Here is a 12,982-nt window from a genome sequence, read left to right on the forward strand (position 1 = left end):
CGGGAGATTTTCGACATGGATCATCGGCAATCTTCCGCTTCAATTCCTTTGAACTAACGGACGAATCCGACGCCGTCTAGTGATTCACCAGAGCCGACTGTTATGATATCGGCTCTTCCGACTTGTCGGTATCGGGCGGAAGAAACCAGACGAGTGATGCTCCGATCTTTTTGCGCCTGACTCGCCCAGCTTCATCGAGCTTTCGCAATCGTTGATCCGCATTCTGTCGTGTGACACCGAGTTCGTTTGCGACCTCGCTTGTCGCCGCTGGTTCATGAGCATGGACTGCAGCCACGAACTCATCATCGCTGTTGGATGGGGTAAATTGGCCGCCTGGTGTTCGATTACTCATACCGATTGCTATGTGAGTCCCTCACTTCAACCTATGGCTACCAAAGCAATCCGGTGGTTTTATACTAGTTGCTATTATAGCAATAGGTAGAAACAGACTCGCTCCTTGGGGCACTTCGAAGTTAGAAGGATGCCCGCCTGCGCCAACAGGCGAGCTGGTCTGTTTCAGCCCAACAGACCATGTGCACGAATACAATCGACGCACTTGAGTTCGACGCATCGACCAGAAAACGCGCCCAGTACGAAGCCTTCGACTTTGAACTCGACGCACCCGGTCTCGTGACCATTCGCAATGAGAGCCACGAGAATGCCGACGAGCACAGCTATCGCGTCAACGTCGAGGACGGGGTTCCGGTCGCTTGCGAGTGTCCTGCAGATACGTATCACGATGGGGCCTGTAAACACCGCGTTGCGGTTGCGATTCGTGAGCCTGTGCTCAAGGCTGCAAGCGACTACGAGAGGAGTGAAAAGCAGGAAGTTGCGACCGACGGCGGGACGACTGTCGAGCATTCGGGGATCGGTGAGCGCTACACAGAGACTCGCCCGAGCGATTGTGACTGCCTACCGACGTTTGAGGATCTTCCCTGCTGGCCATGCTATCGTGAGGGATTCCGCACGCCGAATCCACTTTTGGAGGCTGATACCGAGGACTAACGCAGCGTCCGGTAGTTGAATCGCTCGCTAGCGAACACGAAGTCACTAGTTGATCAATGAAGCAAGCGCAATTGACCGATGACGACTGGACTGCTGCGGTAACTGAGAGCCACTCAGCGCCCGCTCAGAATGAGGAGAACAACAGAAGTAGTGAGAGTCGTCCAGCCACAAAAGCGACACTGTGCGAGTGCGCAGCGACCCATGCTAGTGAGGTGGCGGCCGAGCACTTTCCGGAACTACCCATCGAAGCTATCGACTGGGAAACCTCAACGCGGATGCAGCGCTCAGCCGGTGTCGCAATCTACGACCAGCAGAGTGAGCAGATCACGATTCGGCTCTCGTGGGATGCGTACGAGGCGTATGGATGGGAGCAGTTTTCCCGAGTCGTTCGCCATGAGTTGATTCACGCATGGCAGTATCACGAGTATGGAGAGGCCGACCACGGATCGACGTTTCGCCAGTGGATTGAACCGCTGGAGACGGATCGTCACTGTGAGCAGTACGCTGAACCGAACTACTGGGTCATTTGTGAAGCATGTGAAAGTCGTGATCCGCGATATCGCTGCTCGAAGGTTGTGAAACACCCCGAGAAGTATTCGTGTAGGCAATGTGGTGGGGAGATCAGTGTTGAGAAGGTGTAGTACGCGTTCGTTTGGCCTTATGCAACATCTCGTCTTCACCGAGCGCTGATGTTGCACAAAGTGATCGAAATGGTCGTAAAGATCTCTCGTATGACCCCCATAGAAATAAGAAATAGGTTGTTCGATCACTTCACTCGAACTGTCCCGACCATCCCAGAACCCTCATGTGGGATACAAAAGTATCCGTACGTTCCAGGTTGATCGAACGTGTGCTTGTAGTTCTCGCCCGGAGCGATAAGCCCCTCACTGATGCGGTTCCTCGCAACACGCTCTGACTCGAACCCCCCACTTGCGAAGTAGGCGGCCTCGTCTGGAATCTCTTCCTCATAGGCAGTGACTGTGTGCTCAATGTCGCTTTCGTTCGTCCACGTTACCGTCTCCCCAGTTTCGATCGTCGCAGTCTTCGGCTCAAACGTGAGATTATCGGGCATCGTGACGGGCTGAGCCGTCGATGACTGCCCAGTAAGGCAACCAGCGGTACTGAGAGTCGCTAGGGTCGCAGTGGAAAGTCGCAAAACCGTCCGTCGATCGTAGAATTCGAGTGACATTGTAACAGAAATGGATGGTACCTATTAGAGCGCCACGAAGAGGTCGGTCACGTACATAACGCTGAGACCGAGCAGGAATGCAAGCAGATTCGTGGCGCTGGCCACGCGACCACCTGCATCCCGAACCATTCGTGTAATCTCCCAGTCGACCTGCAGGATTGCACCAACCCCGATTGCGAGGAAGAAGGCACCGATCGTCGGTGAGTATGCGAGACTACCGATCCAGCCACCGAGGATCACGGGTGCGCCGGCGATGACGCCGAGCGCGGCAAAGTGCTTAAGTGACGGGCGTTTTCCGCGGGCGACCGGCGCAACAACAGCCGGACCTTCCGTCACGTTGTGGAGCATGAACCCGATCACGAGGAATGCGCCGAGCGACACGCGCCCGAGTGCAAACGAACTCCCAATCGCCAACCCCTCCGCGAGGTTGTGCAGACCGATCCCTACCGCGACCAGATAGGCGATCCAGAGACCGCTACTCGCTCGGCTATCACCAGCGGCGACACGGCCCTCACGCCACGCACTGATCGCCTGGACTAGGAGGAGTGCGCCGAAGATTCCGAACACGACCAAAAGATTCCCCTCATACGCGCCTGGAACCCGCTCGGCGAGTTCGAACGCCTCGAACCCGGCGTCGAACGCCAAGAAGCCCAGTACGCCGGCTGCAAATAAGAGAACAGCATGCAGCCAGCGATCGCTCATCGTCTTGATATAGGGGAACCAGAGCATTCCCAATGCGACCGGGATCACCCCGACGAACAGCCCGATTACTGCAAGCGTCCCGAGAAGACTGAGGCTAAAGCCGGGTGACTGACTCGGAGCGACAATCGTGTTGTGGAACGTCGATCCGTCAGACAAAACGAGGGCAACTTCGAGATCCCACCCTGGATTCCAGTGATACGGAATCTCGATCTGTGCGCTTTCCATCGGAGCGAGTGTTTGATCACCGCCGGCCCCTTCGACCTGGAAATTCCAGTAGGCTTCATCGACGAGGACCTGTGAAATCGTCACGGATTCCGGCCCGTTATTCGTCACGTGAAGCACGACTGTTTCGTCGCTCGGAAGTGTCGTGTGCGTGACCGTCACGTCCGGAAGCGGTTCACCGCTCTGAACACCGGCGAGCGGTGACGTGAACGCGAACACACCCAAAACGAGCGCGAGTAATACGATCGGGAGTAACGCGCTGACCCATCGCGGTAGTCCGAGGGGTTGTGTAATCTCGTTCTTGGCTGGGACACCACCGTCAGTCGTCGAATTTTGTCTTTTGTCCGCCATGTTAGACCACCTCGAAGAAGCTCATCCAGCCGAGTTCGGCAAACTCCGACTGATGCGCGTGAAACATGTACAGCCCAGGCTCGTGGTCGGAGTAATCGATCTCGAGGATGCCGCGCTGGGCTTGGCACTGCATGATCGTATCTACAGTCTTGAACGTCGGTGTCAGCGTCGTCCCGTGGTCATAATAGTCGAAAAACTGCGAGTGTGTGTGGAACGAATTGATGAGATCGAACTCCGTCGCATTGGAGAGATACACGCGCTGAAGTTCGTTCTTGTCGATCTGGATAGGGCGTTTCGTCTCTCCCGCCGTCCAGTTGCCGTTACCGTCGGTGTCACCAACTCCGTATCCAAACGCCCGTGTATTCGCCGCGTAGACCTCATTGCCGCCGTCGAAGTTAGTGTCGAACGAGTTCATCACCATTACCATCTCGTTGACAGCGTCGTTTTCGGCGTACTCGTGATTCCGGCTCCTCGCCTCTTCGACGAGTTGCGTCCGAAAGTCGTCGGTAATTGGCCCGGGATAGTTGATGTAATCGCGTGGGTTCTCCCTGACGCGTTCGGGGTCCGGATCGACGATGATTGTGCCGTAGAGTCCTCGATGGATGTGTTCTTTCAGCGGGAGCGAGTGGCAATGATAGAAGTGCGTGCCGGCGGGCTGGGCGATCCACTCATAGGTGAAGGATTCACCCGTGTTGAGTACTCCGGGGCCGTTCTGAGGGATCCCATCCATTCGCGGGTTGAGATTCTTCAGGTGCGGATGAATCGTATGAGCGTGCCGCCCGAAGTTCGTGAACTTGACGCGGATCAGATCACCCTCAATGGCGCGGATCGTCGGGCCCGGCACCTGGCCGTTGTACGCCCACGCCTGGAACTCGACGCCCGGCGCGATGGTGATCGTTGTGTCGACGGCAGTGAACTCGAACTCCCGTACGGTTCGGCCATCCTCCTCGTAGATTTGCTGAGGGACGTTATCCTGCCCGCTGTCCCCAGTATTGAACGCGGTGAGGAACTCGTGCGGGTCGAAATCTAAATCCCGGTATTCGCCCACCGCACCGAAACTGCCGTGTTCATCCTCGTCCTGGTGGTCGGACGAAGCACTTGTTCGAGTACTCCCGAGCCCGACTGCTGCACTTCCGGCGACACCGAGACCGCCGAGTACTGTGCGACGACTGACGCTCGTTTCACCAGTGAGTGATTCGACCAGTCGCTGTTCGAGTCGTTCTGTGACGTCCGCTGCACTGTCGTAATCTATCGATGGCATGATCTCCTCCCCTGGTCACGCCTTCGGATACCCATATGCACTAGTTGACCGCCCCAATATATAAATTAGACTTATCTAATCTTAGATTGAGTCTAAACTAATACTGTGGTAGGGACTTTCAAGCTTCTCAGCTAGGACTCCGTGCTTCGTTGGTGTGAACTGTTAGTCGGTAGGTCGGTCAGCCGTGTTTTGGTGTTCCTGCCCCGCAGCAGCCTCTGATCGGAGGGTTGCTGCGTGCTAGATCCGTCGGTTGAGATACTGCCGTTTGAGGATACCAGTTCGATCGCGGCCCTAGTCACCCAGAGCGATTCAGCTCGCCATCAGTCTGAAGAGTTCTCTGGCGACGCTAGGAACAGACACTTCCTTTGATGACTCGTCTGCAACACTCCCGCAGGAAGGGTAGTTGTTGAATGGTCATCTTCCTTGCCGGCGGTCGCGGCTTCACTTGACGTGAGATGCCGAGATGATTAGCCGAGCTACACCAACGGAGCATCTCTAACTGGGGGCCTCAGTACTTCAAATACGACCGGTATCCTACTCAGTGGGAATCCGCCGTTTCCCCTTATGTTGGGGTCTTTGATAAAGCGGTATGGAGCGTCGACAGATTCTCAAGACAGCTGGAATTCTCGCTACAGGTGGCGTAACTGGTCTCGCCGGATGCAGTAGTTCGGGGAACGGAGATGGTGGCGGTGAGCCGACCGCGACTGAAACGCAGGAGACAGCTGGTGGGTCAGGAGACTCGAATACCGTCATGATGGTCACCGAAGGGAGCGAGTACTATTTCGATCCCATCGGTCTGTTCATCGAATCCGGGGAGACAGTCACGTTCGAAATCCAGAGTGGGAGTCACTCGGCAACGGCCTACAAAGAGGGAACAAGCACAGCATCAGTTACCCGTATTCCTGAGAGCGCAGAACCGTTCAACAGCGAAACGCTGAGTGAACAGGGCGCAACGTTCGATCACACGTTCGAGACTACGGGGACGTACGATTATTTCTGTATCCCGCACAAGTCCCTGGGGATGGTCGGTCGTATCGTCGTTGGAGAACCCGGCGGTCCCGCGGAGGGAAGTATGCCACCGGACGGAGACGTTCCCGAAAGCCAGACCATCGTCGATCAAAGCAGTGTGTCCTATAGCTCGTTCTCTGGGTAGGCAACCGCGTACATTGCGAATTGCGGGATCCGGAGTCGCTTGTGCACTACATGGCCGACATTGACTGTGCTTCGGACCTACAGTATGGAGACATCCGCTGGCGATGACACTCGCACAAGACTCGTGGCCGACATATACGCCAGGAACCATACCCAACGATGAGGTTGGAAACTAATCCTCAGCAAGGATTTTCCCGAGGTCTTGCGGTTAACGGAATCTGTTGAAGTAGTGAGGCTCTAGCAGGATTGGCAAATACATGTTGCCGATCCAGAGAATCTATACGGCACCCGATTACTGCCGGTTTCCAGTAAATCTACAGAGGAAATAAGGCGAGTGCCTCGTGGCTTGGCCCCGAGGCGGTTCACTTTGTTAACGGTTTTGTCTATCCGGTCACAACAGTACATATGGAATTCGACTTCGTGCGCTCGGTGGCTCCCCTCGTCGTAATTGTCGCCGTCGCAGCGATTGCGCTCACGACAGTGATGACCTCCTCGACAGTCTTCATGATGGTTCTGCCCTCGATGATTGTCTTCTCGGTCATCGCGTTCTTCTTCGGGATGAAACACGGCGAGTTCCGCGCCAGTCCGTAACAGGCCGACCTAGTAGCCGAAATCCACCGGGTTGCGGTCCATGCTAGCCCCCAGCTGTGTTGATTCCGATTCATTTCGATGACCGATCGCAGTCCTAGCGACGACTGTTTCAGCGGGACAGTGTCGAACCAACAGGAATCCACCAGAGCCGGTTAACCACTATCGTTCAGTTAGATCCAGTCCTGGTCGTCGTGTAGAGCGTCTCTACGCGGAGTAGCCGGCGTACTCCATAGGCTGGTTGAAGATGTCCGTATCCATGACGGACCGATAGACCACTCCAGTAAGCATCCCACCGGGATAGAACGTGCCGTTCATCACGTGGTTGACCTTGTGGCAGTGCATCAAGTAGATACGGGGGTCTGCATCGGCAGTAAATTCGATCGTGTGTCGTTCAGCAGGGGCAACGTTCGTGACGTCCATGTCGTGTCGGGCAGCCTCCGGAATCGTGAGTCCGAGCACCGGAGCCTGCCACTGGACGACTGTACAGGAGCCAGCAAAGGTGCATGAGGCCGTCGTTGCTTGGAGTACGGAGTGATAGCCCGCGATTGATGCTCCCACCACGGATAGTGGCACGACTATTCGCCAGATTCTGTTGTGACTCTCGAGGGCGGCAACGCCGAGAACGACGACAAGCGAATACATGGGGATACGTTGGTACCAGCAGAGGGTACACGGAACGAGACCGAGGCCGAGACTGAACCAGAGGCTTCCGAGGGTCGCAACCGCTGCGACGCCTGCCCCGCCTGCAAGCTAAAATCGTCCATCGGACATCCATGACTCAGTTTGATCCAGCTGCATCTTCGATCAACTGTCTTGTTCGCTCTTCGTTTCCGAGTGGATTGACCGTCGTGCCATCGATGAGGAGCGTCGGTGTGGCGTCGACACCGGAATCGTTCGCAGCCCTGTCGGTCGCCCGAAGCGCGTCGTCGTACTGGTTTTCTTGGATCGCCGTGCGGATCGACGCTGTCTCGGAGACGCCTGCTGCCTGAGCAAACTCGACCAGCCTCTCGGCGGTCGCCCACTGGTTGCTCTCGGGTGGTTGATTCCGGAACACGTATTCGTGAAAAGACCAGTACGAGGCTGGATCAGTGTTCCAGACGGCTAATCCAGCCTGACCGGCTGCCGGTGCATCGGGGCCCAAAAATGGGTCGCCATCGATATATGCGAGAGTGCGGAACTCGAGCGCGATTGTTCCTGGTTCCACGTAGTCCGTTACGAGCTGTGAGAGCATCTCCGTACTGAACTGGGCACAGTACAGACACTTCCAGCTCCCGAAGTACGTGACCGTGATATCGGCATCGGCGGAGCCCATCGTTGCATACCGGAAGTCACTAGGCGAGTCGGGAATCGAGGCAGTGGCGACGGCACCCGCATCATCTCCAGCATTCGCGCCGACATCCGGTTCAGTACCCGTATTGTCGGACAGGGCGGTGGCGCCGATTACGAGACCGGCAGTAGTGGCACCACCGCCGGCGAGGAGGAGTTGTCGGCGGGTCAGTCCTCCGATAGCAGCTCCGACACCTCCCTCGGAGAACCGCTCTGAGAACGTGAGTGAATCGACGGCTACGTCCGCCCGTTTGTAGTCCACACGTGAGAGGTCGTCGGGATGCGCGGCGAGCCAGTGTTTGTACAGTTGCTCGTCGGTTTCGCCATCAAGCTGGTCACCACAATAATGGCAGGCGCTGTGAGCGTTCCATGTGTGGTCACGCGCTGCTCCAGCTGTTTCGAAGTGATCTGTACAGATCGGGCAGGTATGGGCAGTCATTCGTAATCACTACTCCAGGTGGCAAATTTCATAGGCTCCGTGTTCTGCTCTCGTAGTGAGCTGAATCGTCGGTATCTGTGGCATTGTTTTATACGCAAGGTGTCATCAGCGGAGGAGATATGCGACAAGGCAGGTCGTCAGGAGACAGAGTAGAATGAGAATTGCCACGCCGAGATGGGTCGTCACGATGATCGGTTGGAGATCTTCCGTGACGGTCAGTCCTCCGAGGATAACCTGTAACGGAAGGAAGACGAGAGCGGCCGTGGCTGACCATTTGACAACCGGGGTATTACGGTGTGTTACCCACGCTCCGAGGGTCGTGCCGGCGATCAGAATCCCGGCCGTCATCGCCAGTCCGCGATGAGCCCACTCTGCGAAAATTTGGAGTGCAGAGTATGGCGAGTTAGCAATGATATCGGGCTGGAGGAACGGAACCCACGTCCCGTAGCAGGTCGGCCAATCCGGACAGGAAAGTCCAGCACCGATCGCACTGGTATAGGCTCCGAGAAGCATCACAATGTACGTCAGAAGTACCGTGAAACCGGCGATATGCCTATACCTGACCGGAGGCTTTGAAATCGTGGCTCGCAAGTCGTGCCAGCGGAGTCGGGCTTGAGACATAATATTGGGTAGGGCCTCTGACTTGCGGTGTGACGAGTTGATGTCTTGGAGACAAAGTGTTAGGCCGGATTCCCATTAAGTGGGACACCGCCAGCTATTCATTGAGGAGCCGTCCCATACCATTGTTAAGAAGACCCACGGCTTGTAGGGAAAACCCCTATACGCCGATAGTATGATGTTTCAAGAACATACCCAGGAACGGTCGATAGATGAAAGAGATCGTGAAGAGAAGTTTACCAACGACAACACCTGTCCCGAGTGTCAGGGTCATATTACCCGGAACAGCGACAGCGGTGAGGCGACCTGCGAAAGCTGTGGGTTGGTTTTTGAAAACGACCCAATCGACCACGGCCCGGAGTGGCGTGCATTCACGTCGGACGAACGCGATAAAAAGAGTCGGGTCGGTGCTCCGACGACGCAGCTGATGCACGATAAGGGCCTGAGTACGACTATCGGCTGGCAGGATAAGGATGCCTACGGACAGGCTATCTCCGGTCGCAAACGCGCTCAATTACAGCGTCTCCGGACGTGGGACGAGCGGCTCCGGACGAAGGATGCCCACGAGCGGAATCTCAAGCAAGCGCTCGGGGAGATCAGCCGCATGGCTTCCGCTCTGGGACTTCCGGAATCGGTTCGAGAAACTGCAGGCGTCCTGTACCGGCGTGCTGTAGAGAAGAATCTCCTCCCCGGTCGCTCAATCGAGGGTATGTCGACGGCGTCGTTGTACGCGGCTGCCCGACAGCACGGAATGCCACGGCCGCTGACTGAGTTCGCCGATGTCAGCCGTGTCGAGAAAATCCGGATCCAGCGAGCGTACCAATATCTGTCCCGAGAACTTGGGCTGGAGATCAAGCCGGAGGATCCCCGGCAATATCTCCCACAATTCGCGTCATCGCTTGATGTGAGCGACGAAGCACAACGGCGCTCTCGAGAACTGCTTGAGGTAGCTACAGATAATGCCGTCCACAGTGGGAAGAGTCCAGCCGGGTTAGCGGCCGCCGCTCTGTATGCTGCGACCCACCTCACGAATGAGCAGCTCACACAGGAGACAGTGAGTGAGGTCGCCCACGTCAGTCGAATCACGATCCGAAATCGATACCAAGAGCTTCTCGAGGTGTACGCGCAGCATGACTGACTGGATAGCCCCTGCCGGGCGAAATACAGCTACAGATGTACCAATGACACGTTATCTACTATGAGCGAGTTCTCAATACAGACCGAGATCGAAGTATTGGAGGTGCTCGTTGACGAGTCACCTTGCCATGTGATAGAGATCACTAACGCCGTCGATGGACACCCGATCACCATTGACCAAACGTGTTCTCACCTCCATAGTGAGGGCTGTATTGTTCCAGTGGGTAGAGGTCTCTACGAGATCACAGACGCAGGCGAACAACGACTCGAAATTCAGCACGATTCATAACTGCTTCACAACTGTGTCACCATGTCTCCCCTCTTTCGATGGATCGGCCGTCATGACTCTGGAACCACGATCCCGGCTGAATTCGTGGGACCGATGGGATGCCTCTCCAACAATCGGACGCCATATCCCGAGAACCACGTATTATCGAATAATGGGAGATAATTCAGTGTCGTCCGAGGACACTTTGGAGGTACAGGATGTCCTTGATGCGCTGGATGATCCCGCGTGTCGGGCTATTCTCCGAGAAACTATCGAACCAATGACTGCGAACGAACTCCTCGACGCATGTGACATCCCCAAGTCGACGCTGTATCGAAAATTAGAACTCCTCAGTTCCGCTACCCTCGTTCGAGAACAGGAGACGATCAACCCCGGAGGTGGACGGGTTACCTACTACGAGCGATCGTTCGAGGACGTCACAATCTCTATGGACGACACAGGTACGTTTTCGGTGAGTGTTGATCGGCCGCCGCAATCGACCGATGAACGGCTTGCCGATATCTGGTCGATGATGGGGGATGAAGTATGAACGGCGTCATCACGGCGATTGCAGTCGTCAAGTTTGTAATCCTGCTTCTCGGTGGCGGGATTACCCATATTGCATTTAAAGCCTATCGACGTACGGGTGAGGACTCGCTACACGTCCTTGGTGTCGGGTTCGGTATCATCACACTCGGAGCAATTCTGACTGGCGTGGCCAATCAGTTCTTTTCTGTCGGATTGGCACTTGGCGTGCTCATCAACAGTCTATTCGTCGCCCTTGGCCTCGCGGTCATCATGTACTCGCTGTATATCCAGAAATGAACTGTTCCGACTGTTGCTGTTCCTGATCTCAGTCGAGGTAGCTATCTCCTTTCTACGTAGGTCAGAACGAAATTACGTCAAGGACGCCGACGGCCACGACACTAATGTAAACGAGGTAGAGTAATTTCGGCTTGTGTCGTCAGATTGTCTTCGTATGAGACGGTTAGCACTCCAGAAGTCACCTGTGGCTCGACGTCATTGATACCGTCGAGCTTCTGGACACTGTTCTTGACTTTGCCGGCACAGGACGGACAGTCCATTTCGGAGACGGTAAACCGGGCAACGTTGCCTTGATCTAGTGATATGCTACTAGATCCTTCATTCTGATGCTCGTCGTGGTGGTGATCGTATGAGCGGGAGTCCTGACCAGAGGTGTCTGGATCCCGCTGAGACGAAGTCATTACCGAGAGCTAGATCCTGCTATTTTATTAAACCAGCTGCCACAATCGCCCAGTTAGTACATCATATTTAGTAATTTATCCGCGATAAGTCATTAACTCGTTCGTTGCTGTATGGATTCGCTGGTTAAGGAATAGTCTCGAGCATAGGAGGCTACAAGCAGCTGTCGACCGTTTGTTGACTCAATCCGAACGATAGCAGGGAGGATAGGGTATTGGGCAAAGGTTGCGGCGCAGGTTCGTTATCAATATCATGAAATAGCGTGCGGTCGGCGATGGCTTGCTCTGTCTCTCAATTCCAAGTTGGAATAAAACAACTGAAGCTCTATCACATTGTCTTGTTAAAAACAGCAATGAGATATGGAAGACGAAAAAGAACGTGTCTGGTTAGTTGAACGGACGTATTCTGACGATGAGCAGAATCTGATCATTCTCATCTACGCGACTCCCGATGGAGAGCGCTACTTCAGAAAAGAACGCGCTCTTCCGAGCTTTACTGATATGCGTGATACGACAGCTGCAGTGGACGTTGATCCTGACAATTTAGGTACTGTTGGTGATGAGAACGAGCGAGAACAGTATGCTGCTGAAGCCAGCCGAGTAGCTGAAAACCACGATCCTGACGATCCGATCTAATGTCCTCCTTGTCTCTAATCCGTATTTAGAGGAGTGATAAAGGCCAAACGGAGTAGGATTCCATTGTATTTTATTGCTGGTTATCCTACCGCGGAGTATGAGAGAACTCGTTTTCGCCCTCGAGTACGACGCTGAGAGAAACACGCTTGCGGATACGCTTGTCGACTTCCCTGACGCTTTGGTGAGGTCGTTATCGCTTCATGCGACAGCGGATAGCCTCTGGCGTGTTGATCACGCAACTGGCTCACCGACGGCTCTCTCTGCAATCGAAGATGCATTTCTTGCGTCCGACTATTATGCAGACTGTCTCGCCACAGAACCATGTGGTGCAGATTCCGAAACGCAAATCCTTGATCGAACAGATGATACAGTAGTCCTCTATACGTGCTGGCAACGCACGTCAATCTGCACGTCCATCCCTCATCTCGCACTTGAGTATCTCGGTGACGGATTATTATTCGAAACGCGGCACAAACAGCGCCGTCACACATGGCGAATCATCCATTCGGAAGACGCTGACATTCACGGCTTCTTCGATGCATTACGTGGAGAACTCGCTCCAGATATCGACATGGATATCGTTCGACTCACGGGCCTTTCCTCATCACCGGCGAGTAACTCCACCACTGACGAAGGGATTTTGTCCCGTGAGCAGCATGAGGCACTGACCGCTGCTGTCGAACACGGGTATTACGAGGCGCCTCGAGAAATCGATCTTGGAGAGCTCGCTGAGAAACTCGATGTGCCCCGTTCAACACTCACGTATCGGGTGCGGCGTGCTGAGGCACAGATCGCAAAGCAGTTTCTCGAAAACGGATCAGTAGCAGATCCGCTCTCCACTGCGTAATTGGCATACTCTAAC

Annotated in this window: 17 protein-coding genes and 2 pseudogenes; 10 read left to right on the top strand and 9 right to left on the bottom strand. The window is 55.0% G+C overall.

All coding sequences use genetic code 11. The features are described 5' to 3' along the window. Nucleotides 1-100: 100 nt before the first annotated feature. Nucleotides 101-352: a winged helix-turn-helix domain-containing protein gene (locus EAO80_RS20795; protein ID WP_122089733.1), complete on the bottom strand. Its 252-nt coding sequence runs from the start codon at nucleotides 350-352 to the stop codon at nucleotides 101-103. A gap of 179 nt (nucleotides 353-531) precedes the next feature. Here EAO80_RS20795 and EAO80_RS09790 point away from each other — a divergent pair, with 179 nt between their 5' ends. Continuing rightward, complete coding sequence (locus EAO80_RS09790) at nucleotides 532-1,005, top strand: SWIM zinc finger family protein (RefSeq protein WP_122089734.1); 474 nt, start codon at nucleotides 532-534, stop codon at nucleotides 1,003-1,005. A 56-nt stretch (nucleotides 1,006-1,061) separates the two neighbouring features. Further along, nucleotides 1,062-1,646 carry a SprT family zinc-dependent metalloprotease gene (locus EAO80_RS09795; RefSeq protein ID WP_122089735.1) on the top strand — a complete coding sequence of 195 codons (585 nt, stop codon included), beginning with the start codon at nucleotides 1,062-1,064 and terminating at the stop codon, nucleotides 1,644-1,646. Between the two features lie 125 nt (nucleotides 1,647-1,771). Here EAO80_RS09795 and EAO80_RS09800 read toward each other — a convergent pair whose 3' ends face one another. The 3 genes from EAO80_RS09800 to EAO80_RS09810 all read right to left on the bottom strand — a co-directional run bounded on the left by EAO80_RS09800 (nucleotide 1,772) and on the right by EAO80_RS09810 (nucleotide 4,730). Continuing rightward, nucleotides 1,772-2,077: a cupredoxin domain-containing protein gene (locus EAO80_RS09800; protein ID WP_245998554.1), complete on the bottom strand. Its 306-nt coding sequence runs from the start codon at nucleotides 2,075-2,077 to the stop codon at nucleotides 1,772-1,774. A 141-nt stretch (nucleotides 2,078-2,218) separates the two neighbouring features. Beyond that, nucleotides 2,219-3,469: a ZIP family metal transporter gene (locus EAO80_RS09805; protein WP_122089737.1), complete on the bottom strand. Its 1,251-nt coding sequence runs from the start codon at nucleotides 3,467-3,469 to the stop codon at nucleotides 2,219-2,221. Nucleotide 3,470: 1 nt separating this feature from the next. Further along, complete coding sequence (locus EAO80_RS09810; protein ID WP_122089738.1) at nucleotides 3,471-4,730, bottom strand: multicopper oxidase domain-containing protein; 1,260 nt, start codon at nucleotides 4,728-4,730, stop codon at nucleotides 3,471-3,473. Nucleotides 4,731-5,319: 589 nt separating this feature from the next. Here EAO80_RS09810 and EAO80_RS09815 point away from each other — a divergent pair. Further along, nucleotides 5,320-5,883 (top strand): plastocyanin/azurin family copper-binding protein, encoded by a 564-nt coding sequence (locus tag EAO80_RS09815; RefSeq protein WP_122089739.1) that lies wholly within the window; start codon nucleotides 5,320-5,322, stop codon nucleotides 5,881-5,883. A 404-nt stretch (nucleotides 5,884-6,287) separates the two neighbouring features. Beyond that, the gene (locus EAO80_RS09820) at nucleotides 6,288-6,473 is read left to right on the top strand and encodes a DUF7333 family protein (RefSeq protein ID WP_092635601.1); all 186 of its coding nucleotides are present in this window, start codon (nucleotides 6,288-6,290) and stop codon (nucleotides 6,471-6,473) included. 204 nt (nucleotides 6,474-6,677) lie between these two features. On the opposite strand, the pseudogene EAO80_RS20010 reads toward EAO80_RS09820, so the two are convergent. From EAO80_RS20010 to EAO80_RS09835, 4 genes and pseudogenes are all read right to left on the bottom strand, one after another. Then, nucleotides 6,678-6,926: pseudogene (locus EAO80_RS20010) on the bottom strand (multicopper oxidase domain-containing protein); the annotation flags it as partial. Between the two features lie 24 nt (nucleotides 6,927-6,950). Next, nucleotides 6,951-7,199: pseudogene (locus EAO80_RS09825) on the bottom strand (disulfide bond formation protein B); the annotation flags it as partial. Between the two features lie 52 nt (nucleotides 7,200-7,251). Continuing rightward, complete coding sequence (locus EAO80_RS09830; protein WP_122089740.1) at nucleotides 7,252-8,238, bottom strand: DsbA family protein; 987 nt, start codon at nucleotides 8,236-8,238, stop codon at nucleotides 7,252-7,254. A 105-nt stretch (nucleotides 8,239-8,343) separates the two neighbouring features. Beyond that, nucleotides 8,344-8,859: a COX15/CtaA family protein gene (locus EAO80_RS09835; RefSeq protein ID WP_122089741.1), complete on the bottom strand. Its 516-nt coding sequence runs from the start codon at nucleotides 8,857-8,859 to the stop codon at nucleotides 8,344-8,346. 172 nt (nucleotides 8,860-9,031) lie between these two features. On the opposite strand from EAO80_RS09835, the gene EAO80_RS09840 reads away from it, so the two are divergent. From EAO80_RS09840 to EAO80_RS09855, 4 genes are all read left to right on the top strand, one after another. Beyond that, nucleotides 9,032-9,994 (top strand): transcription initiation factor IIB, encoded by a 963-nt coding sequence (locus tag EAO80_RS09840; protein WP_122089742.1) that lies wholly within the window; start codon nucleotides 9,032-9,034, stop codon nucleotides 9,992-9,994. 60 nt (nucleotides 9,995-10,054) lie between these two features. Next, entirely contained in the window at nucleotides 10,055-10,282 is a 228-nt protein-coding gene (locus EAO80_RS09845; RefSeq protein ID WP_122089743.1) for a transcriptional regulator, read from the top strand. A gap of 151 nt (nucleotides 10,283-10,433) precedes the next feature. Beyond that, nucleotides 10,434-10,811: a winged helix-turn-helix domain-containing protein gene (locus tag EAO80_RS09850; protein ID WP_122089744.1), complete on the top strand. Its 378-nt coding sequence runs from the start codon at nucleotides 10,434-10,436 to the stop codon at nucleotides 10,809-10,811. After that, entirely contained in the window at nucleotides 10,808-11,086 is a 279-nt protein-coding gene (locus EAO80_RS09855; protein WP_122089745.1) for a DUF7521 family protein, read from the top strand. Before EAO80_RS09850 ends, EAO80_RS09855 begins: the two co-directional genes overlap by 4 nt. Nucleotides 11,087-11,187: 101 nt before the next feature. On the opposite strand, the gene EAO80_RS20630 is transcribed toward EAO80_RS09855, so the two are convergent. Then, on the bottom strand, nucleotides 11,188-11,487 hold the full coding sequence (locus EAO80_RS20630; RefSeq protein ID WP_122089746.1) for a heavy-metal-associated domain-containing protein: 300 nt from the start codon (nucleotides 11,485-11,487) through the stop codon (nucleotides 11,188-11,190). A 357-nt stretch (nucleotides 11,488-11,844) separates the two neighbouring features. Between EAO80_RS20630 and EAO80_RS09865 the strand changes: the two genes are divergently transcribed. Continuing rightward, nucleotides 11,845-12,120, top strand: coding sequence for a hypothetical protein (locus EAO80_RS09865; protein WP_122089747.1), 276 nt, complete (start codon nucleotides 11,845-11,847; stop codon nucleotides 12,118-12,120). Nucleotides 12,121-12,217: 97 nt separating this feature from the next. After that, a complete protein-coding gene (locus EAO80_RS09870) occupies nucleotides 12,218-12,967 on the top strand; it encodes a helix-turn-helix domain-containing protein (protein ID WP_122089748.1) in 750 nt (249 codons plus the stop codon). The last annotated feature ends 15 nt before the right edge of the window (nucleotides 12,968-12,982 follow it).

Source organism: Halalkalicoccus subterraneus (assembly GCF_003697815.1).
In the GTDB taxonomy this organism is placed as follows: domain Archaea; phylum Halobacteriota; class Halobacteria; order Halobacteriales; family Halalkalicoccaceae; genus Halalkalicoccus; species Halalkalicoccus subterraneus.

Coding starts and splice junctions, on each gene's coding strand:
- EAO80_RS09870 (WP_122089748.1), top strand. CDS start 12,218: ATGAGAGAACTCGTTTTCGCCCTCGAGTACGACGCTGAGAGAAACACG.
- EAO80_RS09865 (WP_122089747.1), top strand. CDS start 11,845: ATGGAAGACGAAAAAGAACGTGTCTGGTTAGTTGAACGGACGTATTCT.
- EAO80_RS09800 (WP_245998554.1), bottom strand. CDS start 2,077: ATGCCCGATAATCTCACGTTTGAGCCGAAGACTGCGACGATCGAAACT.
- EAO80_RS09850 (WP_122089744.1), top strand. CDS start 10,434: ATGGGAGATAATTCAGTGTCGTCCGAGGACACTTTGGAGGTACAGGAT.
- EAO80_RS09790 (WP_122089734.1), top strand. CDS start 532: ATGTGCACGAATACAATCGACGCACTTGAGTTCGACGCATCGACCAGA.
- EAO80_RS09805 (WP_122089737.1), bottom strand. CDS start 3,469: ATGGCGGACAAAAGACAAAATTCGACGACTGACGGTGGTGTCCCAGCC.
- EAO80_RS09815 (WP_122089739.1), top strand. CDS start 5,320: ATGGAGCGTCGACAGATTCTCAAGACAGCTGGAATTCTCGCTACAGGT.
- EAO80_RS09855 (WP_122089745.1), top strand. CDS start 10,808: ATGAACGGCGTCATCACGGCGATTGCAGTCGTCAAGTTTGTAATCCTG.
- EAO80_RS09830 (WP_122089740.1), bottom strand. CDS start 8,238: ATGACTGCCCATACCTGCCCGATCTGTACAGATCACTTCGAAACAGCT.
- EAO80_RS20630 (WP_122089746.1), bottom strand. CDS start 11,487: ATGACTTCGTCTCAGCGGGATCCAGACACCTCTGGTCAGGACTCCCGC.
- EAO80_RS09810 (WP_122089738.1), bottom strand. CDS start 4,730: ATGCCATCGATAGATTACGACAGTGCAGCGGACGTCACAGAACGACTC.
- EAO80_RS09795 (WP_122089735.1), top strand. CDS start 1,062: ATGAAGCAAGCGCAATTGACCGATGACGACTGGACTGCTGCGGTAACT.
- EAO80_RS09845 (WP_122089743.1), top strand. CDS start 10,055: ATGAGCGAGTTCTCAATACAGACCGAGATCGAAGTATTGGAGGTGCTC.
- EAO80_RS20795 (WP_122089733.1), bottom strand. CDS start 352: ATGAGTAATCGAACACCAGGCGGCCAATTTACCCCATCCAACAGCGAT.
- EAO80_RS09835 (WP_122089741.1), bottom strand. CDS start 8,859: ATGTCTCAAGCCCGACTCCGCTGGCACGACTTGCGAGCCACGATTTCA.
- EAO80_RS09820 (WP_092635601.1), top strand. CDS start 6,288: ATGGAATTCGACTTCGTGCGCTCGGTGGCTCCCCTCGTCGTAATTGTC.
- EAO80_RS09840 (WP_122089742.1), top strand. CDS start 9,032: ATGATGTTTCAAGAACATACCCAGGAACGGTCGATAGATGAAAGAGAT.